The organism is Sorangium sp. KYC3313 (assembly GCF_052075895.1).
GTDB classification, from domain to species: Bacteria; Myxococcota_A; Polyangia; order Polyangiales; family Polyangiaceae; genus Sorangium; species Sorangium cellulosum_B.
This window is the reverse complement of sequence record NZ_CP197255.1, coordinates 209,074-230,832: the sequence shown is the minus strand read 5'-3', so window position 1 is coordinate 230,832 and position 21,759 is coordinate 209,074. Positions and strand designations below refer to the sequence as shown.

Here is a 21,759-nt window from a genome sequence, read left to right as displayed (position 1 = left end):
GGTTTAGGGCTAGGCCGCGCGCCGGTCCCGCTTCCTGAGCGGACGCTGGCGCGGCCCACGCCGCCGCGGCTAGGGCGGCGGCGCCGCAGATCCATCGAGGGGGCAAGGGGGCTCTCATGCGCAGGATCACCTTCGGTGCTTTGGGCGAGCGGCCGTCGACTGCTCCGGCGCGCAGGCAAGTTGGGGGAAACGCGGCGTGCTCGACGAGGAGGATCGGCGAGCATCCTCGAAATCCCGGGCCGTCTTATAGGCGTCGCAGGACGTTACAGGTGGACTTTTCGATGGGCGGCCGTCCGAATTCGGATCGGCCTCGACAGGGCGGCTCTCCTGCGAGCCGGCCTTCGCAGCGCGGCCTATGCAAGGCGTGTGCACGCCTCGCCGTCGCGTGGGGCGGGTGGTTCGTCGGGGATCTCGCGGCTCCAGCCGGCGCTGCGGCGGGCCGATTGAGGCCTGCAGACATCAGCTCTGCGGCCTCGGAGCGGCGGTGGCGACCGGGACCGAGCGGGGGCGCGCCGGCGCGCCCGGCCGGCGGGCTCTGCGGCGCTCGCGGCCCGGGCGCTGCGTCGCCGGAGGCCCGGCTTCACCGTGGGACCGAGAGTTCGTCCGGAGGGTGCCGCTGAATTGAAGGATACCAGGGTACGAGCCGATCTTGCCAACGGCGGTGAACCTGGATCCTGGCGTGACGGCCGGCATCGGCGAGCGGAGCGCGTCGATCGGTGAGAGCGACTCGGCCTGCCCGCGTGACCGCGTCGGTGCGCGGGCGCCGCGTCCGTCCGGGGTGTGTCGACTGGCGCATTTCGCGCGGGAGGCGCGTTCCAGCGCTCCATCTCGTGGGTGCATCGATTACCATCGTCTCCGAAGGGCGGCTGCCACCGGCGACTCCAGACGACGGAGGTCTCGACGATGAACCTTTTCCCGGACGAGATGCGGCGGGATCCTTATCCCCTCTACGATCAGCTGCGGACCGGCTCTCCCGTGTTCCACGTCGCTCCGCTCGATCTCTGGATGGTCTTCGATTACGACGGGGTGAAGCGGGCGCTGACCGATCATGACGCCTTCAGCTCCGCGGTGACGCCTCCCACCGGCAAGGCGCCGGACTGGATCGTCTTCTCCGACCCGCCGCGCCACACGAAGCTTCGATCCATCGTCCTGCGGGCGTTCACGCCGCGCTCGATCGCGGGCCTGGAGCCGCGCATCCGGGAGCTGTCGCGCGATCTCCTGGATCCGTGGATCGAGCGCGGGGAGATGGACCTCGCGGCGGACTACGCGGGGCCGTTGCCCACGATGGTGATCGCGGAGATGCTCGGCATTCCCCCCGAGGACCGGGCGCGGCTGCTGCGCTGGAGCGAGGTGATAGCGAACCTCAGCCACGCGATCTCCGGCGGCGAGGAGGCGGCGAGGGCCGTGAGCGCGCACGCCGTGGTGAAGGAAGAGATGAAGGCGTATCTGGCGGACCTGATCGAGGCGCGCCGGCGGGCGCCGGCGGAGGATCTCTTGACCCGGCTCGTCGAGGCCGAGGTGGACGGCGAGCGGTTGACCGAGGGAGACCTCCTGAGCTTCTTCCAGTTCCTGCTCGCGGCGGGCACCGAGACGACGACGAACCTGATCGACAACGCGATCTTGTGCTTCCTCGAGAGCCCGGCGGAGCTCTTCCGCCTCCGGGCGGCGCCCGAGCTCTTGCCCTCGGCGATCGAGGAGGTCCTGCGCCACCGCTCGCCGCTGCAGATGGTGTTCCGCGAGACGAGGCGCGCCGTCGAGGTGCACGGCCAGGTGATCCCGGCCGGGAAGCTGGTGCTGCCCGTGATCGGCTCCGCGAACCGGGATCCGCATCAATTCCACGACCCTGGCCGCTTCGACATCGGGCGCGACCCCAACCCGCACGTCGCGTTCGGCCACGGCATCCACTTCTGCATCGGGGCGGCCCTGGCGCGCCTGGAGGCGCGGATCGCGCTGCCGGATCTCCTCTGCCGGCTGAAGGGCCTCCGGCGCGCGAGCGACGAGCCGTGGGAGCCGCGCAAGGCGATCATCGTGCACGGTCCGGCGCGCTTGCCGATCCGCTTCGAGCCGGGGAGGCGCGCCGCCGCGCCCGCCGCGGGGGCGCACCCGCCGTGCCCCGGGTGAAGGGCGCGAGGACGTTGTGGGGGTGGGGGAGGGGGCTCTGGACGGGCTCCAGCGTAAGATGAGCAGCAGGCGGTTCAATCGAGATGGATTCCCATGCCGAGAAGTTTGCCAAGATCGCCGAGCGAATTGAACGCGAGTTGAAGCGTATCGATGATGCTGCATTCGCCGATGCCCGGCTCGAACCTGTGCGGGCACGGGAGAGGGGACCTCATTGGCTCGCTCGCGTCCTTTCAAAGCTTCGACATGGTTTGAAGGCTCAGCCGAGCGCCGAGAACGAGGGAGCTCGTCGATTTGAAGCGGCTCAACGCCGTATGGAATCACTTGAGGAATACGGGGCGGAGCTGGCACGAGCGGCTGCGCAGCAGGCGGCGAATGCCAGTGAGTGGGAACGACGCGCGATGCTCGCGGTTCGAGCGGGGGACGATGACCTCGCGCGCGAAGCGCTCTCCTGGCAGCGCGAGGCGCTCGAACGTGCATCGACGCTCGAGCGGCAAGCCGCAACGATCTCGGCGGCGATGGCCGAGTACACGTCTGCGCTCGCCGCCATCAAGGCCTCCTCGCGTTGATGGGGCTGCCCCCCACGTCGCTGGCGGAGGTGGTTCGCGCCGCTCGGCGGAGCGGCGCGACGCCTGGCCCGCAGCTTGCTATGTTTGCGCGACCAGCCGATGCGCCGCACCAACGCCATGCCCACGACGCCGCCCAGCTCGCCCGCCCAGGCGGAGCCGGCCCCCCAGCTCGACGGCCGCACGGCGGGCACGCTGCGCCGCGAGGCCCGCCTCGGCGACGTCCTCGCTGCGACCGATTTCTCGCCGGGCGCCCTCGCGGCGATCGAGCGCGCCGCGCGCCTCCCCCTCTCGGCGGGCAGCACCTTGCACCTCGTTCACGTGCTGCCTGCGCCCGCCTCGCCCGCGGAGGGCGAGAGCGCGGAGCAGGCCGCGCGTCGCTCGCTCGACGAGATCGCGGCCCGCGCCCTCGACGTCGCCCGAGGCGCGGGGAACGCGGGTCTGCAGGTCGCCCCGAGCGTGCTCGTCGGCAGAGCGTTCGTCGAGATCATCCGCCATGCGCGCAGCCGCGGCGCGGAGCTGATCGTCCTCGGCAGGCACGGGGAGCGCCCGTTCCTCGATCTCCTGCTCGGGTCGACGGCCGAGCTCACCATCCGTCACGCGGACACTCCCGTGCTCGTCGTACAGCGACCCCCCGCGGGCGCCTACAGCCGGCCGCTGCTCGCCGTCGAGCTCTCGGACGTCGCGCTTCGGAGCGCCGCGCTCGCGACGAAGGTCATCGACCCCGAGGTGAGCCGCATCCGGGCGATCCACGCCTACCACGTGCCCTTCGAGGACAGGATGGCGCTCGCCCTCCCCTCGCTGGAGTTCGCGGCCTACAAGGCGCGATACCATGACGACGCGCGCGCCGGCCTCAGGCGCCTCCTCGACTCGTTCGACGGGCTCGGCGTGACATGGGAGTCGTCGGTCCGGCGCGGCGACGCGAGGCGCGCGATCGTCCGCGAAGCCGGGCGATGGAAGGCCGATCTCATCATCATGGGCACGCACGGGCGCTCGGGGATCTCGCGCGCTCTCCTGGGCAGCGTGGCCGAATCCGTCATGCGCTCGGCGCCGTGCGACGTGCTGGTCGCGCGCCCCTCCACGTTCGTGCTGGAGCTGCCCTGAGCGGCGCGGCAGCGAAGCATGCTCCGGCGGCGCCTGGAAACGCGCGTCGACTCGACCCGCCGAGGGCAAGACGGCGTGAGCGCCGGTGAGACGATAGGGGGTTGGCTCTGCGGCCCCTTCGGATAGGCTGCGCCGTCGCATGATGCCGGAAGCTGCCCTCACGTTGGCCATCCTCGGAGTTACGATCGTCCTGTTCGTGAGCGATCGCCTGCGGCTCGACGTCGTGGCGATGATGTCCTTGCTCGCGCTCACCCTCTCCGGCGTCACCACGGTCTCGGAAGCGCTCGCCGGGTTCAGCAACCCGGCCGTGCTCATGATAGCGGGCCTGTTCATCGTGGGGGCCGCGCTGACGGACACCGGCGTCGCCGACTGGCTGGGCCACCGCCTCGAGCGCGTCGCGGGATCGGGAGAGGCGAGGGTGATGGTGGTCGTGATGGGGGCGACGGCGCTTTTGTCCGCCTTCATGAGCTCCACAGGGACCGTGGCGATCCTCCTGCCGGTGGTCGGGACCCTCGCGCTGAAGCGCGGAATTGCGCCCGCGAGGCTCCTCATGCCCATGGCGTTCGCCGCGCACCTCGGGAGCAACCTTACGCTCATCAGCACGCCGCCGAACCTCCTCGTGAGCGACACCCTCCGTGAGGCGGGGCGCGAGCCATTTCGATTCTTCAGCTTCCTCGTCCCCGGCCTCGCCGTGCTCGTGATCGGCGTGGCCTACCTCGTGTCGTTCGGTCGTCGCATGCTCCCTGGCAAGGCGGACGCGGCGGACGCGGGCGCGCCGCGCTCGCTCACGCTGAACGATCTCGCGATGGACTACGCGCTCGACACGTCGCTGCGCGTCTTGCGCGTCGTTGCCCGCTCGAAGCTCGCCGGCCTCACGCTCGGCGCCGCGAACCTCCGCGCCGAGTTCGGCGTGACCGTGGTGGGGATCGCGCACGCCGGGCCTCGTGGCCCCTCGGCCAAGCGCGTCGTCCCGCAAGCCGTGTTCGTCGTGGGCGACGAGCTGCGCGTGCTCGGGAGCGACAGCGCGATCGCCGCGCTCGCAGAGCGCTTCGGGCTCGAAGCGCTCCCGGAGCGCCCCGTCTTCTCGCTGCCCGACGAAGAGTCCATGTGTGAGGTCGTGCTCCCGCGGCGCTCCCGGCTGGCGGGACAGACCCTGCGGGAAGCCAAGTTCCGCGATCGCTACCGCGCCAACGTGCTCGCGATCCGCCGGGGCGGAGGATCGCTGCCGGTGTTCCATGCGACGCCCGAGCTGCGCGATCTCAAGCTCCGCGCCGGCGATACGCTCCTCGTCAAAGGGCGGCAGAAGCACCTGAGGAACCTCCGCGACGAGCGGCGGGATCTCGTGCTCGTCGCCGAGCCCGACGCGCCGAGCGCCGTGCTCGTCGATCGCGAGCGCGCCCTCGCTGCCGTGGGGGTCACCCTGGGTATGCTCGTCATCATGGCGTTCGGGTGGCTGCCCAACGTGGTCGCCGTGCTGCTCGCCGCGGTCCTCCTGGTGCTCGCGCGGTGCGTGCGCCCGGCGGACGCCTACCGCGCCGTGAACTGGGAGAGCGTCGTGCTCATCGCCGGGATGATCCCCGTCTGCACGGCGCTCGAGCGCACCGCGGCGATGGGGGCCGCCGTGTCCGCGGTCGAGGGGCTCCTCACGGGGGCGCGGCCCACGGTGGTCCTCGGTCTGCTCGTCCTCTTCACCTCGGCCCTCGGGATGGTCCTCTCCAACACCACGACGGCCTTGCTCGTGGCCCCCCTCGCGGTTCGTCTGGCCGGCGCGCTGGGCCTCGCGCCGGAGCCATTGCTCATCGGCGTCGCGTTCGCGTCTTCCGCGGCGTTCGCCACGCCGATCGCGTCTCCGGTGAACGTCCTGGTGCTCGCGCCAGGCGGCTATCGCTTCAACGATTTCACGCGCGTGGGGCTGCCGCTGCAGCTCCTGGTGCTCGCGACCACCGTCATCGTCGTCCCGCTCGTGTGGGGCTTCTGACCGCGGGGATTCGCCCTGGATATCCTCGAATCGTTTCACTTTTCCTTCCCCCCGTTCCTCGATATCCTCGGCGCGATCGTCCTCTGGACCCTCGCCGGCGAGCCAGTCATCCATGCCTGATGCCGTCATCCGCAATCCGATCCTGCCGGGCTTCAACCCCGATCCGTCCATCGTCCGCGTCGGCGACGACTACTACGTCGCGACCTCGACCTTCGAGTGGTACCCCGGCGTGCAGATCCACCACTCGCGCGACCTCGTGCACTGGCGTCTGCTCTCGCGCCCGCTCAACCGCGCGAGCCAGTTGAACCTGCTTGGCGACGGCGATTCGTGCGGCGTCTGGGCGCCGTGCCTGACGTATGCGGATGGCCTGTTCTGGTTGATCTACACCGACGTGAAGCGCTACGGCCGGACCAGCGTCGGCGGCGCGTCCGGCGCGTCCATGCGCGACTTCCACAACTACCTGGTGACCAGCCCCACCATCGACGGCGAGTGGTCGGATCCCGTTCATCTCAACTCGAGCGGCTTCGACCCCTCGCTGTTCCACGACGACGACGGCCGCAAGTACCTGAGCAACATGCTGTGGGACCACCGGCCCGGCCGCAATCGCTTTGCCGGCATCGTGCTCCAGGAGTACTCGCACGCCGAGCGCAAGCTCATCGGGCCTGTCACGAACATCTTCAAGGGCACGCCGCTCGGCTACACCGAGGGTCCGCACATCTACAAGCGCGGCGGCTACTACTACCTGATCACCGCCGAGGGCGGCACGTACCAGGGCCACGCCGTCACCATGGCGCGCTCCCGTCACCTCACCGGCCCGTACGAGCTGCACCCCGAGACGTACATCCTGACCTCGCGCGCTCGCGTCGACGTCGCGCTGCAGCGCGCGGGCCACGCTGACCTTTGTGATACGCCGTCTGGCGACGTGTACATGGTCCACCTGTGCAGCCGTCCCATCCCGAACCGCGGGCGCTCGACGCTCGGCCGCGAGACCGCGATCCAGAGGATGGTCTGGTCGGACGACGGCTGGCTTCGCACGGCCGATGGTGAAAATATCCCGCGCGTCGAGGTCCCAGCCCCCGGCCTGCCCGCGCATCCTTTCCCCGCCCCGGCCGCGCGCGAGGACTTCGATTCACCGCAGCTGCCGATCGACTTCCAGTGGCTGCGCTCGCCCTACCCCGACGAGCTGTTCAGCCTCACCGCTCGTCCCGGTCATCTCCGGCTCTACGGCCGCGAGACGCTCGGCAGCCTGTTCCGCCAGTCGCTCGTCGCACGCCGCCAGCAGGCGCACTGCTACACCGCGGTCACGTCGGTCGACTTCGCGCCCGAGGCGTATCAGCAGATGGCCGGGCTCATCTGCTACTACAACGCGAGCAAGTTCCATTACCTGCACATCTCGCACGATGAGACGGTCGGGCGCACACTCCGGATCATGTCGGCGATTCCGGATGGGGTCATGGCGGACGCCTTCACCGCACCCGTCCCCATCCCGGGCACCGCGCCCGTGCACCTGCGCGCCGAGCTCGACCACGACCGGCTTTACTTCGCCTACAGCCTCGACGGTACGGACTGGAGCTGGTTCCCCGAGCACCTGGACGCCAGCATCCTCTCGGACGAGGCCTCCGCGCCTGGCCTTCCCAACTTCACCGGTGCGTTCGTCGGCATGGCGTGCCAGGACATGTCGGGTTCCGCGCGCCCCGCCGATTTCGACTACTTCGAGTACCGCGAGCGCGAGTACCTGATCGACCCCAGGCGCCCGCAGCGTCACTGCTCGCTCGGCTGAGCTCTCAGCAGCCCGTCAGGGGAGTGAGCAGGCCGGGGCCCTCAAGGCTCCTTCTTTTTCTTCCACTTCTTCTTCTTGGGCGGCGGGAGCTTCGTCTTGTTCGGGTCCTTCGGCGCCCACGGAACGCGCGTGTCGATCGGCAGGATGTCCTCGTGCGGCAGGGCGCGCTCGCCCTCGCGCTTCACCGCGAACGACGCCGAGACCACGTTGACCTTGTGGGCGCCGATATCGGACAGATCGCCCTTGGCGCGGAGCCCGACAGGGATGCAGAACATCCTCTTCCGCTCTTCTTCATCCATGTCGCCCCCCGGCGGCGCCCCGTCGCCCGGGCCGCGCAGCTGGCCGAGCCGACTCGGGTCCTCCATCGCCTGCTGGAGCTGCTCGAGCACCTCCTCGGCGCACACGAGCTCCGGCTTGGGCTTCTTCCTGCTGCCGGACGGATACTGCACCTTGGACTGGACCTTGACCGTGACGGTCACCGGCTGCCGGTCAGGCCCCATCTGCAGCGCGCTCCCCGCGAGCGCGCCCTTGGCCCCGTCCACGATGCGATCCCACGTGGGGCCGTCTCCGGCCGACGCGCTCACCAGCCGGACGCCGAGGACCTGGCCGTCGGCGCCGAGCTTGACCTCGAAGGTCGCCCGCGCGTCGAGGGGCGCGGTCGAGGAGCGCACCATGTCCGCCAGGGTGCTCGCCACCGCGCCCGCGGCGGGGACGCTGATCCCCACGCTCTTGTCCTTGCCGTGCAGCGTCTCGTTGAGCACCGTGCCTGCGATCGCCGGATCCACGGGGCGAGCGCGCGGGGCGGCCGTCGGGGCGGCGCGCGGCGCGTCCGGGCCGGGGAGCACGCCGGGCACGGTCCAGAGGGGCGTCCCGAGCCCTGGCGCGAGCGCGATGCCCCCGCCCGCAGCGGGAGGTGCCCCGCCGTACTCGTCGCCGGGCGGCGCCGTCGCCGGGGTCCCTGGTGCCTCGGCGGCGGGCGCAGGGGCCTCGGCGGTGGGCGCGGGTGCGCCGTGGGCCTCGGCGGTGGGCGCGGCGGCCTCGGCCGCAGGCCGGGCGGCGCCTTCGGCTGCGGGCGGCGTGGTCTCCGGAGGTGCGGCCTTCGGCTCTGCGGCGCGGGCGGCCGGCGCAGGCCTCGCGCGCTCCACCGAGGCGACCTTGGCCGCTGCGGCGCCCGGCGCGGGCGCCTGCGCCTTCTCGGCCGGAGGGGCCTTGCCGATCTCGCCGGCCGCCTCCGGCTCGCCCGCGACAGGCTCGCCCCCGGCCGGCGCCGCGGTTGCGGCCCGGGGAGCCGGTGGTTCCAGCTCGAAATCGATGCCATCCACGAGCGCCGACGGCTCGGCAAAGCCCTCGAGAGGCCGTTCCGGCGTCGGCGCGGCGAGGATCGCGGCGTGCGCCGCGACCGCCATGGCCAGGGCCACGGCATCGCGCCCCCGCAGGGAGATGCTCACCGCCTCCTCGTGCCAAGGCAAGCGCGCATCCACCAAGTCTAGCACGCCCCCCGGCGCGCGGACCGGCATCCCCCTTTGGTCCCCCGCCCACCGGCGTGAAAAGCACGATCGCGGCGCTGCGATCGCGGCCATGCCGCGCGCTGCGCTGTGAATCGCGTGCCGACGTGCGGTATCAGAGCACCGGCGTGCCCGGCGCGGCGTCCTCGACCGTGATGGTGCGGACTCGCCCTTCGACCTCGGCGGTCAGCAGCATGCCTTCGGACACGAGCCCTTTGCCGAAGTCGCGCGGCGGCAGGTTGCAGATGACGACGATCCGCTTGCCCACCAGCTCTTCCGGGGCGTAGCTCGCCGCGATGCCCGAGATGATGCGCCGCGGAGCGCCGTCGCCGGTGTCGACCCGCAGATCGAGCAGCCGGTCCTTCTTCTTCACGCGCTCAGCGCTCGTGACCACGCCGATCCGGAGGTCCAGCCGGGCGAAATCGTCGAACGCCACAGGGCTCTTGCCCTGGCGCGCCGGCGGGGCGGCCACCTCGGCGCCGCCGCTCGCCCCGGGCGCGGCCTTCGCCTCCGGGGCGGCCTTCGAATCGGCCTTCGCGCCGGGATCGGCCTTCGCGTCGGCCTTCCCCGGCTCGGCGTCCGGCCGCGGCGGGGCGAACCGGGCGAGCAGCTCGGCCTCTTTCTCCTTCTCGAGGCGCGGGAAGATGGGTGAGCCCCTGCGGAGCTTCTCGCCCGGCGCTCGCGAGGGGAGCGCCATCGGCCAGCGATCGCTGCCCTCCTCGAACGCGATCGGCGGCAGCCCGAGCTGCTCGCGCATCCTGCCCGCCACGACCGGCATCACGGGGGAGATCATCACGCTGATCGCCTCGAGCTGCTCGATCAAGGTCGCGATGATCGTCCCGAGGCGCGCCGGGTCCGTCTTCTTGGCCACCCACGGCGCGGCCTTGTCGACGTAGAGGTTCGCCGCGGCGATCACCGTCCAGATCGCGTCGAGCGCGCGCGTCGGCTGGTTCGCGTCGAACGCCGTCGCCGCGGCCGCCGCGGCCTGCCGCTGCGCCCCGGCGAGCTCCTCCTCGAGCGGGCCCGAGGCCCCCTTCGCGGGGACCTCCTCGGCGAACGGGAGCACGCGATTCAGCAGGTTGCCGAGCGCGTTGCCGAGCTCCGAGCCATACCGCGACAGCACGTCCTGGAGGCTGAAGTCGCCGTCCTGGCCGAACGAGATCGCGCGCATCAGGCAATACCGCACCACGTCCGCCCCGATGAGGGGCGCGCCGGCCGCCGCGCCGGGGCCGCCGGGCAGGGCCGCCGCGGCCGCCTCGGAGAGGGCGGCCGCCACCTCGACGGGGCTGATGGTGTTGCGGAGCGTCTTCGACATCTTCTGCCCGCTGTACGTGAGGAACCCGTGGGCGAAGACCTGGCGCGGCAGCTCCGCCTCGCCGTAGCCGGCCGAGAGCAGGAACGCGGGCCAGTAGACGGCGTGGAAGCGCAGGATGTCCTTGCCGACGAGGTGCACGTCCGCGGGCCAGAAGCGCGTGTTGTCCTCCGGCTCCCGGAGGGCGGTCATGTAGTTCGCCAGCGCGTCGAACCAGACGTACATGACGTGCTTCGGGTCGTCGGGGACGGGGATGCCCCACTCGAACGTGGTGCGGGAGACCGACAGATCCTGGAGCCCCTCGCGCACGAAGCTCACCACCTCGTTCAGGCGGCTCGCCGGCTGCACGAAGGTCGGGTTGCGCTTGTAATAATCGAGCAGCGCGTCTCCGTACCTGGACAGGCGGAAGAAGTAGCTCTCTTCCTTGACGCTCTCGGCGGGCTTCTTGTGCAGCGGACAGACGTTCCCGGGCTGCTCCAGGTCCTTCTCGGTGTAGTAGGCCTCGCACCCGACGCAGTAGAGCCCCTCGTAGTGGCCGAGGTAGATGTCCCCGCGCGCCTTGATCCGGCTCCAGAGCTCCTGCACGGCCTTCTTGTGGCGCGGCTCGCTCGTGCGGATGAAGTCGTCGGGAGCGCAGCCGAGCTTCGGCCACGTGGCGCGGAAGACGGCGGCGATCTCGTCGGCGTGGGCGCCCGGCGCGACGCCGCGCGCCTCGGCGGCGCGCTGGATCTTGAGGCCGTGCTCGTCCGTGCCGGTGAGCATGCGGCTCTCGTGGCCGCGCAGCCGGTGGTAGCGGCACAGCACATCCGCGGCGATCGTCGTGTAGGCGGTGCCGAGGTGCGGGACGTCGTTGATGTAATAGATGGGCGTCGTGACGTAGAAGCGGCTCGCCATGGCAGCGCCCTCTTAGCATGGGGCGCTCTCCCGCGGCGAGCCGGCGCGGCGCCGATCAGATCAGCGCGTCCTCGGGGAGCTCGGCCTGGTGAAGGACTCCATCCGTGAACACCTGGCCGTCGATCTCGTAATAGAGCCGGAGCTGCACCTTGCGCGCGTCCGGCCGCGGCGACACCGAGCCCGGCGTCGCGGTGGATCCCTGGAAAATCTTGCCGGCGAAGCTGAACTGCTGGTTCGGGCCCCACCCGGTGTACGAAAGCGGGATCGTCTCGGCGTGGACGAGCGCGTCGTGGCCGTCGAACACGTGGACATCGATCCATGCGCTGGCGCCCCACGCCGAATGGCTGACCCACGCGTCGAGGTCCAGGTGGATCTGGATGTCTGTCCCCGCGATCGGCCCCTGCGCGGGCCTCGGGAACGCGTAGACCTTCGAGACCCGAAAGGCCCGGACGTTCGTGATGTCGGGGCGCCGCTGCGCCCCCGCGCGGTAGAGGACCGGCTGCGCCGGGATCCGCGGCGGCGGGCCGCCCACGTCGAACCAGTAGTTGTCGCCGAAGCGCGAGTCCCACGCCTCGCACCGGCGGCTGGTCTGAGAGAAGCCGTGGAACCAGATCTCCGCCTGGGTCGCGTCGTCGGGCACCGAGATCTCCAGGGCCGCGGGCCTGTGCGCGACGACGTGCCCGGGCGGGTTCCCCGGGGCCCGCACCTCCTCGACGACGCTCCCCTGCACGATCGCGCCGCGCGGGTGAAAGCGGACGTAGGCGGTGATGTCGCCGATCTCGGCGCCGCGCCACGTCGTGAAGCAGCGCGACAGGCGGCTCAGCTCGTACTCGATCCTGAGCTTCCCCCCGCGCTCGATCGGACCCTGCTGCGCGTGCTGCCAGTCAGGCAGGAACTGGAGAACAGCGGTCGTTGCCATCGGGACCCTCCTTGCATGGACGCGTAGCCAGGAACGGGCAGCCGATGCAAGCGGGGCGACGTTTCGGCCGGCGTGAAGGCCGATCGCGCGTCGGCTGATCGCCCGGGTGCGGTTTCAGGGGGGCGTGACGGTGGACCGCGCCCCCTCGGACGGCGCGGACCCAGATCGGGCCCAGCTGTCAAGCCCCGGGCCTGGGGAGATCGGCGACAGGTCGTCGACGTCGATCATGAGGTTGTCTGGCCGCGTGGGCGCCGCGGGCAGCGACAGGAGCGGGGGCGCTCGAGGGCGCGGGCAGCGGCGGCGACGGCCCGGCCGAGGGGCGCACGCCGGAGCGCGTAGGCAGCGTAGGGGCGCGCGGCGCGCGCCCCGGCGCGTCGGAGAGCTTCATCATCACCGGCGCGCTGAGCTGGCGCGGGGACGATTACGGGGCAAACGCCACGCGGACCCTCGGCTCGGCCGTCACCCGGAACAGGTTCCGGCGGATCTTGCGCGGCGTGGCCCGCGCGAGCCGTGCGCCTGCGCGACGGCCTCGCTCCCGCGGGGATGCGCGGGCCTCGCCGGGGTCAGGGCGTGTAGACCTCGGCGCTCGGCAGACTTCCGAAGTATATTCCGCCTGTGACCAGTACCATGCCGTTCCCGAGCAGGAGCGCTGTATGGCTGTTTCGTGCCTGGTGCATCGAGCCGGTGGGGGCCGAAGTCGTTCCTGTCGAATTCACGAGCCAGGCTGTCGCCACCTGAGACGTCCCCATATAGCCTCCAGCGATCAACACCCTGCCGTCCGCGAGCCGCGTCGCCGTGTGGTAGGCGCGGATACCGATGGACGGTCCGGCTGACCAGCTGTTCGTCGCCGGATGATACAGCTCGGTGCTCGACAGATAGTTGTGGCCGTCGACACCTCCGGCGATCAGCACGTCGCCATTGTTCAGCAACGTCGCCGTGTGATACCAACGCGGGACGCTCATGCTGCCCGCGGGCGACCAGCTGTCGGTCGCCGGATGATAGAGCATGGCCCTGTCCAACAGCGTCCCGTTGCCGTTACCGCCCGTGACCAGCACGTCGCCGCTCGTGAGCCGCGTCGCGGTATGCTGGCCGAGGGTGGCGCCGTCCGGCGCGGCAGGCGACCAGGTGTTGTTCGCCGGATCGTAAAGCGCGACTGGGGCAGTGAGAGCGTCGCGCAGGAACCCACCCACGACCAGCACCTTGCCGTTCAGGAGCAGCGTGGCCGAGTGTCCGACTCGGGCGGCGTGCGGCGATGCCGCGGGTGACCATGAATTGGTCGTCGGATCGTACACCTCGGCGGCGTTGGACGCGGACGTCCCGTGGCCTCCCACGACCAGCACCTTGCCGTTCGGGAGCCGCGTCATCGTGTGCTCATCTCGCCCAGTCGCCATGGGAGGGGCCGCTGTCCAGGTATTGGTTGTCCGAGCGTACAGCTCGGCGCGGTTGGCCGCTGGCGCATGGCCACCCCCCGTCACCAGCACCCTGCCGTCGTTGAGCACGATCGCTGCGTGCTCGGCTCGATCGTCATTCATTGGCGTGACCATCGTCCATTTCGTGGCAGCCCACGTCGTGGTCGGATCGGCATAGAGCTCTGCGCTGGACAGGTACACGTTCGTGAAGATTCCAAACCCCAGGCCGCCCGCGAGGAGCACCTTGCCGTTCCCGAGCCGCGTCGCGGTGTGCCCGCTGCGCTCGTCGCTCATCGCTGGAACCGAGGTCCACGCATCGGCCGCCGGGTTGTAGAGGGCGGCGGTCGCGGTCGATGTGATGCCGGTGGCCCCTCCTGTCACGAGCACGTCGCCATTGTAGAGCAGCGTCGCAGTGTGTCCGGTGCGGGGGGCAGCCATCGGAGCGGCCGCCGTCCACGAGGGTGCTGCCGGATCGAAGATCTCGGCGCTCGCGAGCTTGTTGGAGGAGGGGTTGTAGCCGCCCGTGACGAGCACCTTGCCGCTCGCGAGCCGAGCCGCGGCGTGTTGATTGCGGGGCGTGCTCATCGATCCAGCCGACGACCACGCGCCGGTGCTCGGATCGTAGAGCTCCGCGCTCGAGAGGTAGGAGCCGTTGCGCCCGCCCGCGACGAGCACCTTGCCGCTCGTGAGCAACGTCGCGGTGTGCTCGCCACGGCCCTGGGTCATCGGTGCGGCCGCCGACCAGGTGTCGGTCGCGGGATGATAAATCTCGGCGCTGGCCACGTAGGTGTTGCCGGCGGTGAGCCCGCCGGTCACCAGCACCGTGCCATCGTTGAGCAGCGTCGCGGTATGCCCCTCGCGCGAAGCGGCCATCGGCGCGGCCGTCGACCAGGTGTTCGTGCTCGGGTCGTAGAGCTCGGCGCTCGCGACTGGCGCGTTCGAGGCCCCGTTTCCGCCCGCGATGAGCACCCTGTGGTCGTTCAGCCGTGTCGCCGTGTGGTAGCGGCGGGCGGCGGCCACCGATCCGGCGGATGACCAGGTGTTCGTGCTCGGGCTGTAGAACTCGGCGCTCGCCAGGAGAGCGCCGTTGTACCCGCCCACGACGAGCACGTCGCCGTGCTGGAGCAGCGTTGCAGAGTGCCCGTGGCGCGCGGTGCTCATCGCGCCGGCCGGCGCCCACACGGGGTCGACCAGCGCGGGCTCGCCGCCCGCGTCCGCCCAGAGCTCGATGGTCGCCCCGCGCACCGCGAGGCGCGCGGCGATCGGGCGACCGCCGCGCGCGAACGCGGCCGGCGCCGTCACGCGCAGCCGCGGCGCGCCGGACTCGTCGACGACCTCGACGGCGTCGCCCTGCTGCCTCAGGGTCGCGCCCGCGACCTCCCACGCGGCCGCGGGAGCGCCCGCGTGCGCGACGCCCGCGTCGAGCAGCAGCCACTCCTCGTAGCCTTCCTCGATCGCCGACCAGAACGACGTGCCGCCTTCGCGCCGGAACGCCACCGCCTGCTCGGCGACAACGCCCTCGCCCTCGGCGCCGATCTCGCGCACACGCGCCTCGAAGCCGCCGGGCAGATGGAACCGGATCTCCCCCTCGCCGCGCGCCGGCAGCGCGGCGTGCAGCCCGCCGCGTCGCTGGAGCGAGGCCTCGATCTCGCCGTCGCCGGCCAATCCGACGGTCGAGGCGAGCGCGAAGCCGCGGTCGACCGCGACGAATGCCTCGCCGCCCCCGAGGATCTGCAGCGCGTGCTCGGGGAAGCGAAGCCGGAGCTCGTCGCCCGCGGGCGGCTCGGGGCCCAGCGCGCAGCCGGCGCCGCCCGTGGACAGCGCCCCGCAAAAGAGCAAGGTAGACAAGATGAACAGCCAGCGCTGGAAGGGGGAATCGAAACGCATCATGACGCTCCTCCTTGAGTCATCGGTTTCCAGAGACCGCGGTCTCGGGGCGGAAAGGAAAAGAGAACCTCGGCGGCGTGTGCGGCCAGGAAATCCAAACGCGATGCTGCCTGCATGCAGGCTGCCACGTCGCAGGGGCATGGGGCCACCCCATCGCAGGGTTATGGCGCCAGGGGGAGGCGACGTGATCGGTCTCGACGATGCCCGAGACCGCGAAGCGGGTCGATGTCTCCGGAGCCGGGCGCGCAGCGACCGGCGACGTCGCTCGCGGAGAGGGTTTTCCGGCGTGACATGTCACGGTGCAAGCGTGACATGTCACGATCGGTCCCGTGTTGCTCTGGTCGCCCTGCGCGCCGAGCGTCGGCGGGGAGCGCCCCCACGGCCCAGAGCTCCGATCTGCGCAGCCGTCGCCGGGCTGCCATCCAGGTTCGAAGACCCCGCCGGGCTCGGCGAGCGTCGCGTTGCTGGCCCTCCTCCCTGCCCGACGCGAGCGCGCCGGGCAGGATGTGGTCGATGAGACGCGTGTTACCGAGCAGGCTGCTTGATGGCCGGAAGATCCGGCCCTGCGTCAGCGCGGTTGGCGCGCGCCAAAGGCACCAGGTATTTCATGGCCGCGTGCGCGCCGATCGAGCCCGCGCGCACGTGCGCGTGTACCGACTCCGGCAGCTCCGCGACCAGCGCTAGCCGCCGGCTCACCCTGCTCGGCGTCCGGCCGAATCGCTTGCTCAGCTTCTCGCCGCTGAGGCCGAATCGCTCCCGCAGCTCGCGCAGAAACCAGCCCTGCTCCAGCGCGTTGTCCGCGTCGCCCGCGCGCGTCATCCGCACGAGCAACAGCGCCTCCGCCTCGCCCAGATCCCACGCCGTAGCCCGCACCGTGTCCTGCCCGAGGTTCGCGGCCTGGCACGATGGCGACGAGCACACGTGCTGCCGATCGCCAACGCAAGGATCAGGCTGGAACCACCGACGGCAGACCCGGCACGGTCGTGCACGACGCATCCCCCGAGCGTCGCACGTTGCTCCTCGTCACGGTCCGCGAGCTCACCAACGCCTCCACCGCGAACGCGCCGGCGGCGCGCTCGGCACGACCACCGTCAGCCAGGGGGTGGACCACTTTTCGCGAGCAGAGCTGGGTCAATTCTCGACGATGAGGGCCAGGACCGCGATGGCCGACTTCACCGGCGACGGGAGAGACGATGTCGTCGGGAACTGGGCCATGGACGGCGTGATCCACCTGGTCGTGAGCGAGGGGACGGCGTTCGGCGAAGATCACACCTTCGACGAGGCGAGCAGCAGGGAGGGATTGTCTCTCGGTGTCGGCGACCTCGACGGGGACCAAAAGCCCGACATCGTGTACGACGACGGCGAAGCCGTGACCGTGCTGGTCATCAATCTCTGAACCCGCAGGCTGGCTGCTTCCATCCGCGAGGTGGACGTACTCGTGCTCTCGGCGCGAGCGCATGCCGGGCCGGCTCCAGCAGCGCTCGAGGTAGGACGAACAGGGGGTGAGATCGATCAGCGATTTGGTGCCTACGGCTTCCGGGGGCGTCGGCGCGGTCGCTGGAGGGCTCGGGGAGCACGGCGGTCCCGAGGCCGATGAAGACGAGGGAGACCGCTCAGGAGTTCGCCCTGAGCGCGGTGAACTCGCCTGGATCGTGGATGGTGGGGGGATTGGTCCCGCCACCGATGAAGTCTTCCGTCCGGTCATACATGCCGAAGTGCGTCACCGGTCCCGAACCGCCCCGCGCCGGGAAACCATCCGCGCCCGCCTTGACCCCGAGGGCGTTCATCAAGCTGCAGAAGTACTTGTTGATCGGCGCGTTGGCGAGCGACGGATCGGTCCCCGTTTCCTGGGAGATCGCGTCGACCTGGTCCGACGTGCCGTCGGCACACGTGATCTCGCTGTTGCCGGTCGTGAGATCGGGCGAGCCGTCATCGACGTTCACGGCCCAGCCGGTCTTGAAATAGCCGCCGGCGCTGCCGGCCTGGACGATCGGCAGGTTGTTGAGGTTGCGGGCGCAGCCGTCCGACGCGTCCTGGAACCAGACGGCCGCGCAGTTGTCGAGGAGCGTCCCGTCGCCTTCGTCGATACCGTTCAGCTGCCCGACGAGGTGGGCGAACTTCCTCGCATAGTAGTCGTCGATCGTGAGGATCATGTCGATCACCCCCGGGACGCAGGTGCCCGTCATGCCCGCGTGGTCCAGGCGACTCGCGAGACCGGCGGCCTCTTGCGTCAGGCCGAGCCCCTTGAAGCTGTAAGCCGCGGGGTACTTCAGGAAGATGACGGGGTTCGCGTTGCACGCCGCCGCGAGCACGGCGAGGTTCGAATAGAGGTCGGCTCCGTCCAGGCTGTCCGAGATTCGCAGCGTCAGCTTGTCGGCGTACGAGGCCGTGCTCGTCAGGTCGATGTTTTCTTGCGTCACGCCGAGCGCCGTGGCGAGGGACGTGTTGCACTGCGAAGGAACCACGACGTTTCCTGTCGCGTGGAGGAGCTCCTTCCAGGCTGCGAGCTTCTGCTTGTCGGCACGGCTCATGTCGAACCGCTCGAGCGTCTGCAGATCATCCCTCACGATGTCGAGGACGCTCTTGCCGCGCATCGCCGCGTAGGTGTCCGGAGACGTCGGCTTCCCCGCCTCGAAGAGGCCGGTGAGGCTGCTGAAGGCCTGCTGCGCGTCGAGGGCCTTGAAGAGGGTCTCGGCGGCCGAGTAGGAGATCGCCGACTGAGAGTTGTCATTCCCACCAATCGTGTTCATGAGCAACGGAGTGCCTTGCGGGCTGAGCTGTCGTGCGATGACGTGGTCCAGCGAGGGACCGGTCGGCATGGCGTGGAACTTCGTCGCCGTGTTGAAGCTGAACGGGTCGTTGCTGTTGGGAGTGACCGGGTGGCAAGTGAAGTACGACCCGTTCACCTGCGTGTTTTCATCGTTCCCCTGTCCCCGAACCATCGTCGCCGTCCACTCGTTCATCGCGCGGATGCCTCGGGGCATGAGGAGCTTGTCGACGTAAGGCGCCAGGTGCTTGAGCGTCGTCGACTCGAGGTCCGCGGCGGTGAGCGGGCCGTGCGACTTCTTCGGGAACCACCGCGTCGTGATGCAGCCATAGTGCGTGTACATCACGATCAGCCGCTTCGGCGGCGTGGCCGGCTGCGCCATCACGGAGCGGTCGAGGATCGAGCCGAGGAACGGCGCCGCGACGCAAGCTCCGCCCAGCCCCCGGAGGAAAATTCTTCGGTTCACGCGCTTTGCCATGATCGTATTTATCCTGCCTCACTGGAGATACCGCCCGGCTGACACGCGGAATGCCCTCCGGATGCCCGCGTTCGCCACGTCTCCATCACCCCTACAATGCCCGCTGGCCCGTGAACGTATTTGGGTTTCGCTCGGCCGGGAGCGTTCGTCGAGCCGAAGGATGCCCCGCGATCAGCGCGCGACGCGGCAGCCCGGCACGTCGCGGCAGTCCTCGAGAGCGCAGAGAGCGCACCGGTCGCCCTTGCGATCCGTCCACACTCCGAAAAGCGACGCCGGCTCGATCGTTCATCGCCGTCGACGGGGCTGCCTTCACGCCGCCGCATACGGGGCGTAGCATGCGCTTGGGCGCGTCGACTCGAGGGCAGCCTGCCCTCGAGCGCTGCGCCGCGACGTCACCCAACCCGCATCGAGAGGTCTCATGCGTTCTCCGACCGCCCAGCCCGCCGAGAGCTACAACCCCTACGAAGCACCCAGGGCAGACGCACCCGCGGCGCTGCAACCGGAGGAGCGCTCGCGGTTGCTGCTCGCGAGCGGCGGCCGGCGGTTCGTGAACCTCGTCGTCGACTACATGGGAATGATGCTGTTCACGTTCTTCGTGGGCATCATCTTCGGGCTCCTCGGAGGCGCCGAGGTGTTCGAGCAGGCCAACGACACGTTGCTCGGTCTCGTGATGATGTTCGTGTACTATGTCTCGATGGAGGCGCTCTTCGGCGCCACGCTGGGCAAGCTCGTCACTGGCACGCGGGTCGTGATGGAGGACGGCAGCCGCGCAGGCCTCGGTCGGATCGCGATCCGCACCCTGTGCCGGTTCATCCCCTTCGAGGCGTTCACGTTCCTGAAGCGCGGCGAGGCGCCCGTGGGCCTGCACGACGGGCTGTCGAAGACGCGCGTCGTCCTCGTGCGCGGCTCCGGCGACGCACGTTGAGAGGCGGTGCGCCGAGGTCCTGTGTGGGCGAGCGGCGTCTCCGGGGGCTGGCGGAGCGCGCGGTGCCCGTCGCAAAAATTCGATCGTCTCGCCGTGGTCTCATGGTGTTCGCGGCGCGTGCTTTCGTCGCCCTGCGAAGGGGCAGGTCAGGGGACGGCCTGCTTGCGAATGCGAGCGAGAGAGCGAGAGCACTGGAGGGCCATGGCGCCGAAGCCGACAAAACAGACACCAACGTCGGACCAGCGCCGGAGGTCGAGGGCTTCGACGCGCACAAGCAAGAGGTACGCGAGGGCGAGGTTGGCCAGCGCCCAGGCGACGTTCACCGCCGGCGGCGACAACCCCTTGAATGGCGGTGATGCGAACGGGGTCTGCAACGGCTGGCCGGACACGCCGGCGATCAAGTGGGGGAGCGCATTGGCGAGGAACGCCCCGCCGAAGAAGTACGCGAGATGGACATACCAGGGCATGGTGATCTCCTCGAGCTGTTCGAGCGGAGACGGCTCTCGCATCAAGAAGTACGTTGTGGCGGCTTTCGCACGCAAGGAAGAAGACAGGGCCCACCTCGGGCCGCTGGTCGCGCTCAGCCTCGTCCACCCGGCCGACCTCGAGAAGAGGCTCGCCCCGCTCCTCGACGAGTGGCCGGTAATACGACCTAGGGCGTGAGCACGATCAGCGATTCGGTGCCCTTCAGGGTCACGGAGATCTCCGCGTCCAGGCCCGCCCCGCCGGCGAATGCCGGCGCATCGACGCGCACCGCGCACGTCCCATCGGCGATGACCTCCGCGGAGCGCGTCAGCATATCCCCGGGGGGGACCTCGGTGCTCTCGCAGAACCGGCCGTCGACGGCGCAAGCCTCCGGCGTGGAGGACGTCACCTCGAAATCCTCGGTCCTCGCCTCGCTGCACAGCGGAACACCGCCGGACGCGAGCCCGGAGATCACGGCGACCACCCGGTTCCCCGTGCGGTGGAACCCATCGAACGTCCCGCCATCCACGAGGGTCCTGACGCTCCCCGCGACGCCCGGGAGCGCGAACACCACGTCCATGGCGTCGATGCGGGCGGCAGGGATCACCGAGACCTCGCGCGATGCGCCGCCGTCGGCCGCGGTGATCACCACGCTGCCGTCTCCGGTCGCGACGATATCGGAGGGCGCGCCCCCCTCGCGCACCCGGAGCCCCACGCCGGTCCCCACCACGTCGACCGCCGGGTGCTTGACGTTCTGTGGAGAGAAGCGCACGCCCGCCGCGTCGAACGCCGCCGTGGTGATCGGGAGAGGCCGGTTCGACTGGATGACGGCGCTCGCGCCGCACTCGGCCGGTGTCTGGATCTGCCAGCGCGGGCGCGCCGCCCGGACGGTCATCAACAGCGTGACGGGGAGCTCGCGGGTGTCGTCGTACGCGGAGCACGCGTCGAGGCCGCCCTCCGGCACCGCGATCACGCCCGAGACCTCGAAGGTCGACGTCCCCTCCTCGCTCACGCGGACGGAGAACGTCGTGGGCCCCGTCTGCTCGACGTCGATCGCACCCTGGATGGCGCCTATCTGGTCAATGGTGATCGCGCCCGGGATCGGACTACAGCAGCAGCGCGGGTCGATGACCGAATCCAGCGCCATCGTCACGGAGCTCGGATAGTCGGGCCCGATGGCCAGCGCGGCCTGACCCTCCACGACCACGCGCGTCCGCGTCGAGCGCTGGTTGCTCGCGTAGTAAGCGCCGGTCACCGTCGATACCGTGCGCGCCGGGAGCGAGAGCGCCGCGACCTCGCTGGTGTCCGGCTCGACGGGGCCGGGGCAGAGCTGGTCGGGGTTGTCGCCGTCGTCGGGGAGCGGCTCTTCGCCGTCGTCAGGGAGCGGCTCTTCGCCGTCGTCGGGGAGCGGCTCTTCGCCGTCGTCAGGGAGCGGCTCTTCGCCGTCGTCAGGGAGCGGCTCCGCGCCGCCCGTGTCCGACTTGGAGGGCGTCGGCTCCGGCTGGCACGCGAGGCCAGCGCTCATGAACAAGAGAAACGGAAGTAAGCCTCTTCGCATGTTGTAAAAGTAACAGACGTAACCTGCGGGGAGAGGCAGTGGCACGATTGCGACCGGGTCGATCTGTGAACCGCATTCACAGATCTTCGTCGCT

16 protein-coding genes are annotated in these 21,759 nt (G+C 70.3%); 8 read left to right on the top strand and 8 right to left on the bottom strand.

The genetic code is table 11. From position 1 onward, the window contains the following. Positions 1–903 precede the first annotated feature (903 nt). The 5 genes from ACSRUE_RS00925 (at position 904) to ACSRUE_RS00905 (ending at position 7,546) form a co-directional block, all read left to right on the top strand. Positions 904–2,121, top strand: coding sequence for a cytochrome P450 (locus ACSRUE_RS00925; RefSeq protein ID WP_441289375.1), 1,218 nt, complete (start codon positions 904–906; stop codon positions 2,119–2,121). An 83-nt stretch (positions 2,122–2,204) separates the two neighbouring features. Beyond that, positions 2,205–2,687 carry a PspA/IM30 family protein gene (locus ACSRUE_RS00920; RefSeq protein ID WP_441289374.1) on the top strand — a complete coding sequence of 161 codons (483 nt, stop codon included), beginning with the start codon at positions 2,205–2,207 and terminating at the stop codon, positions 2,685–2,687. A 99-nt stretch (positions 2,688–2,786) separates the two neighbouring features. Beyond that, positions 2,787–3,788: a universal stress protein gene (locus tag ACSRUE_RS00915; RefSeq protein WP_441289373.1), complete on the top strand. Its 1,002-nt coding sequence runs from the start codon at positions 2,787–2,789 to the stop codon at positions 3,786–3,788. A gap of 196 nt (positions 3,789–3,984) precedes the next feature. Further along, a complete protein-coding gene (locus ACSRUE_RS00910; RefSeq protein WP_441289372.1) occupies positions 3,985–5,766 on the top strand; it encodes an SLC13 family permease in 1,782 nt (593 codons plus the stop codon). Positions 5,767–5,878: 112 nt separating this feature from the next. Further along, positions 5,879–7,546, top strand: coding sequence for a glycoside hydrolase family 43 protein (locus tag ACSRUE_RS00905; RefSeq protein WP_441289371.1), 1,668 nt, complete (start codon positions 5,879–5,881; stop codon positions 7,544–7,546). Between the two features lie 41 nt (positions 7,547–7,587). On the opposite strand, the gene ACSRUE_RS00900 is transcribed toward ACSRUE_RS00905, so the two are convergent. The 5 genes from ACSRUE_RS00900 to ACSRUE_RS00880 form a co-directional block, all read right to left on the bottom strand. Continuing rightward, on the bottom strand, positions 7,588–8,994 hold the full coding sequence (locus ACSRUE_RS00900; protein WP_441289370.1) for a hypothetical protein: 1,407 nt from the start codon (positions 8,992–8,994) through the stop codon (positions 7,588–7,590). A 172-nt stretch (positions 8,995–9,166) separates the two neighbouring features. Further along, on the bottom strand, positions 9,167–11,257 hold the full coding sequence (gene metG / locus ACSRUE_RS00895; RefSeq protein WP_437762224.1) for a methionine--tRNA ligase: 2,091 nt from the start codon (positions 11,255–11,257) through the stop codon (positions 9,167–9,169). A gap of 55 nt (positions 11,258–11,312) precedes the next feature. Further along, a complete protein-coding gene (locus ACSRUE_RS00890; RefSeq protein ID WP_437762223.1) occupies positions 11,313–12,176 on the bottom strand; it encodes a DUF6209 family protein in 864 nt (287 codons plus the stop codon). Between the two features lie 563 nt (positions 12,177–12,739). Then, positions 12,740–15,475 (bottom strand): Kelch repeat-containing protein, encoded by a 2,736-nt coding sequence (locus tag ACSRUE_RS00885; protein WP_441289369.1) that lies wholly within the window; start codon positions 15,473–15,475, stop codon positions 12,740–12,742. Between the two features lie 522 nt (positions 15,476–15,997). After that, a complete protein-coding gene (locus ACSRUE_RS00880) occupies positions 15,998–16,393 on the bottom strand; it encodes a ParB/RepB/Spo0J family partition protein (protein ID WP_441289368.1) in 396 nt (131 codons plus the stop codon). Positions 16,394–16,634: 241 nt separating this feature from the next. Here ACSRUE_RS00880 and ACSRUE_RS00875 point away from each other — a divergent pair, with 241 nt between their 5' ends. Next, positions 16,635–16,868 (top strand): FG-GAP repeat domain-containing protein, encoded by a 234-nt coding sequence (locus ACSRUE_RS00875; RefSeq protein ID WP_437762220.1) that lies wholly within the window; start codon positions 16,635–16,637, stop codon positions 16,866–16,868. Positions 16,869–17,085: 217 nt separating this feature from the next. Here the strand turns inward: ACSRUE_RS00875 and ACSRUE_RS00870 are convergent, their stop codons facing one another. Then, positions 17,086–18,705 carry a DUF1552 domain-containing protein gene (locus ACSRUE_RS00870; protein ID WP_441289367.1) on the bottom strand — a complete coding sequence of 540 codons (1,620 nt, stop codon included), beginning with the start codon at positions 18,703–18,705 and terminating at the stop codon, positions 17,086–17,088. Between the two features lie 430 nt (positions 18,706–19,135). Here ACSRUE_RS00870 and ACSRUE_RS00865 point away from each other — a divergent pair, with 430 nt between their 5' ends. Beyond that, on the top strand, positions 19,136–19,642 hold the full coding sequence (locus ACSRUE_RS00865) for an RDD family protein (RefSeq protein ID WP_437943712.1): 507 nt from the start codon (positions 19,136–19,138) through the stop codon (positions 19,640–19,642). A 146-nt stretch (positions 19,643–19,788) separates the two neighbouring features. On the opposite strand, the gene ACSRUE_RS00860 is transcribed toward ACSRUE_RS00865, so the two are convergent. Continuing rightward, on the bottom strand, positions 19,789–20,109 hold the full coding sequence (locus ACSRUE_RS00860; protein ID WP_437943713.1) for a hypothetical protein: 321 nt from the start codon (positions 20,107–20,109) through the stop codon (positions 19,789–19,791). On the opposite strand from ACSRUE_RS00860, the gene ACSRUE_RS00855 reads away from it, so the two are divergent. Continuing rightward, positions 20,108–20,305 carry a hypothetical protein gene (locus ACSRUE_RS00855; RefSeq protein WP_441289366.1) on the top strand — a complete coding sequence of 66 codons (198 nt, stop codon included), beginning with the start codon at positions 20,108–20,110 and terminating at the stop codon, positions 20,303–20,305. The two genes, ACSRUE_RS00860 and ACSRUE_RS00855, sit on opposite strands and share 2 nt — an antisense overlap. Here the strand turns inward: ACSRUE_RS00855 and ACSRUE_RS00850 are convergent. Further along, complete coding sequence (locus ACSRUE_RS00850) at positions 20,295–21,632, bottom strand: hypothetical protein (RefSeq protein WP_441289365.1); 1,338 nt, start codon at positions 21,630–21,632, stop codon at positions 20,295–20,297. The genes ACSRUE_RS00855 and ACSRUE_RS00850 overlap by 11 nt on opposite strands. Between the last annotated feature and the right edge of the window lie 127 nt (positions 21,633–21,759).

What these genes read in the sequence shown, in the direction of transcription:
- ACSRUE_RS00915 (WP_441289373.1), top strand. Translation starts at nt 2,787, where the DNA reads ATGCGCCGCACCAACGCCATGCCCACGACGCCGCCCAGCTCGCCCGCC.
- ACSRUE_RS00855 (WP_441289366.1), top strand. Translation starts at nt 20,108, where the DNA reads ATGGTGATCTCCTCGAGCTGTTCGAGCGGAGACGGCTCTCGCATCAAG.
- ACSRUE_RS00905 (WP_441289371.1), top strand. Translation starts at nt 5,879, where the DNA reads ATGCCTGATGCCGTCATCCGCAATCCGATCCTGCCGGGCTTCAACCCC.
- ACSRUE_RS00925 (WP_441289375.1), top strand. Translation starts at nt 904, where the DNA reads ATGAACCTTTTCCCGGACGAGATGCGGCGGGATCCTTATCCCCTCTAC.
- ACSRUE_RS00865 (WP_437943712.1), top strand. Translation starts at nt 19,136, where the DNA reads ATGCGTTCTCCGACCGCCCAGCCCGCCGAGAGCTACAACCCCTACGAA.
- ACSRUE_RS00920 (WP_441289374.1), top strand. Translation starts at nt 2,205, where the DNA reads ATGGATTCCCATGCCGAGAAGTTTGCCAAGATCGCCGAGCGAATTGAA.
- ACSRUE_RS00850 (WP_441289365.1), bottom strand. Translation starts at nt 21,632, where the DNA reads ATGAGCGCTGGCCTCGCGTGCCAGCCGGAGCCGACGCCCTCCAAGTCG.
- ACSRUE_RS00860 (WP_437943713.1), bottom strand. Translation starts at nt 20,109, where the DNA reads ATGCCCTGGTATGTCCATCTCGCGTACTTCTTCGGCGGGGCGTTCCTC.
- ACSRUE_RS00875 (WP_437762220.1), top strand. Translation starts at nt 16,635, where the DNA reads ATGGCCGACTTCACCGGCGACGGGAGAGACGATGTCGTCGGGAACTGG.
- ACSRUE_RS00885 (WP_441289369.1), bottom strand. Translation starts at nt 15,475, where the DNA reads ATGATGCGTTTCGATTCCCCCTTCCAGCGCTGGCTGTTCATCTTGTCT.
- metG (WP_437762224.1), bottom strand. Translation starts at nt 11,257, where the DNA reads ATGGCGAGCCGCTTCTACGTCACGACGCCCATCTATTACATCAACGAC.
- ACSRUE_RS00890 (WP_437762223.1), bottom strand. Translation starts at nt 12,176, where the DNA reads ATGGCAACGACCGCTGTTCTCCAGTTCCTGCCTGACTGGCAGCACGCG.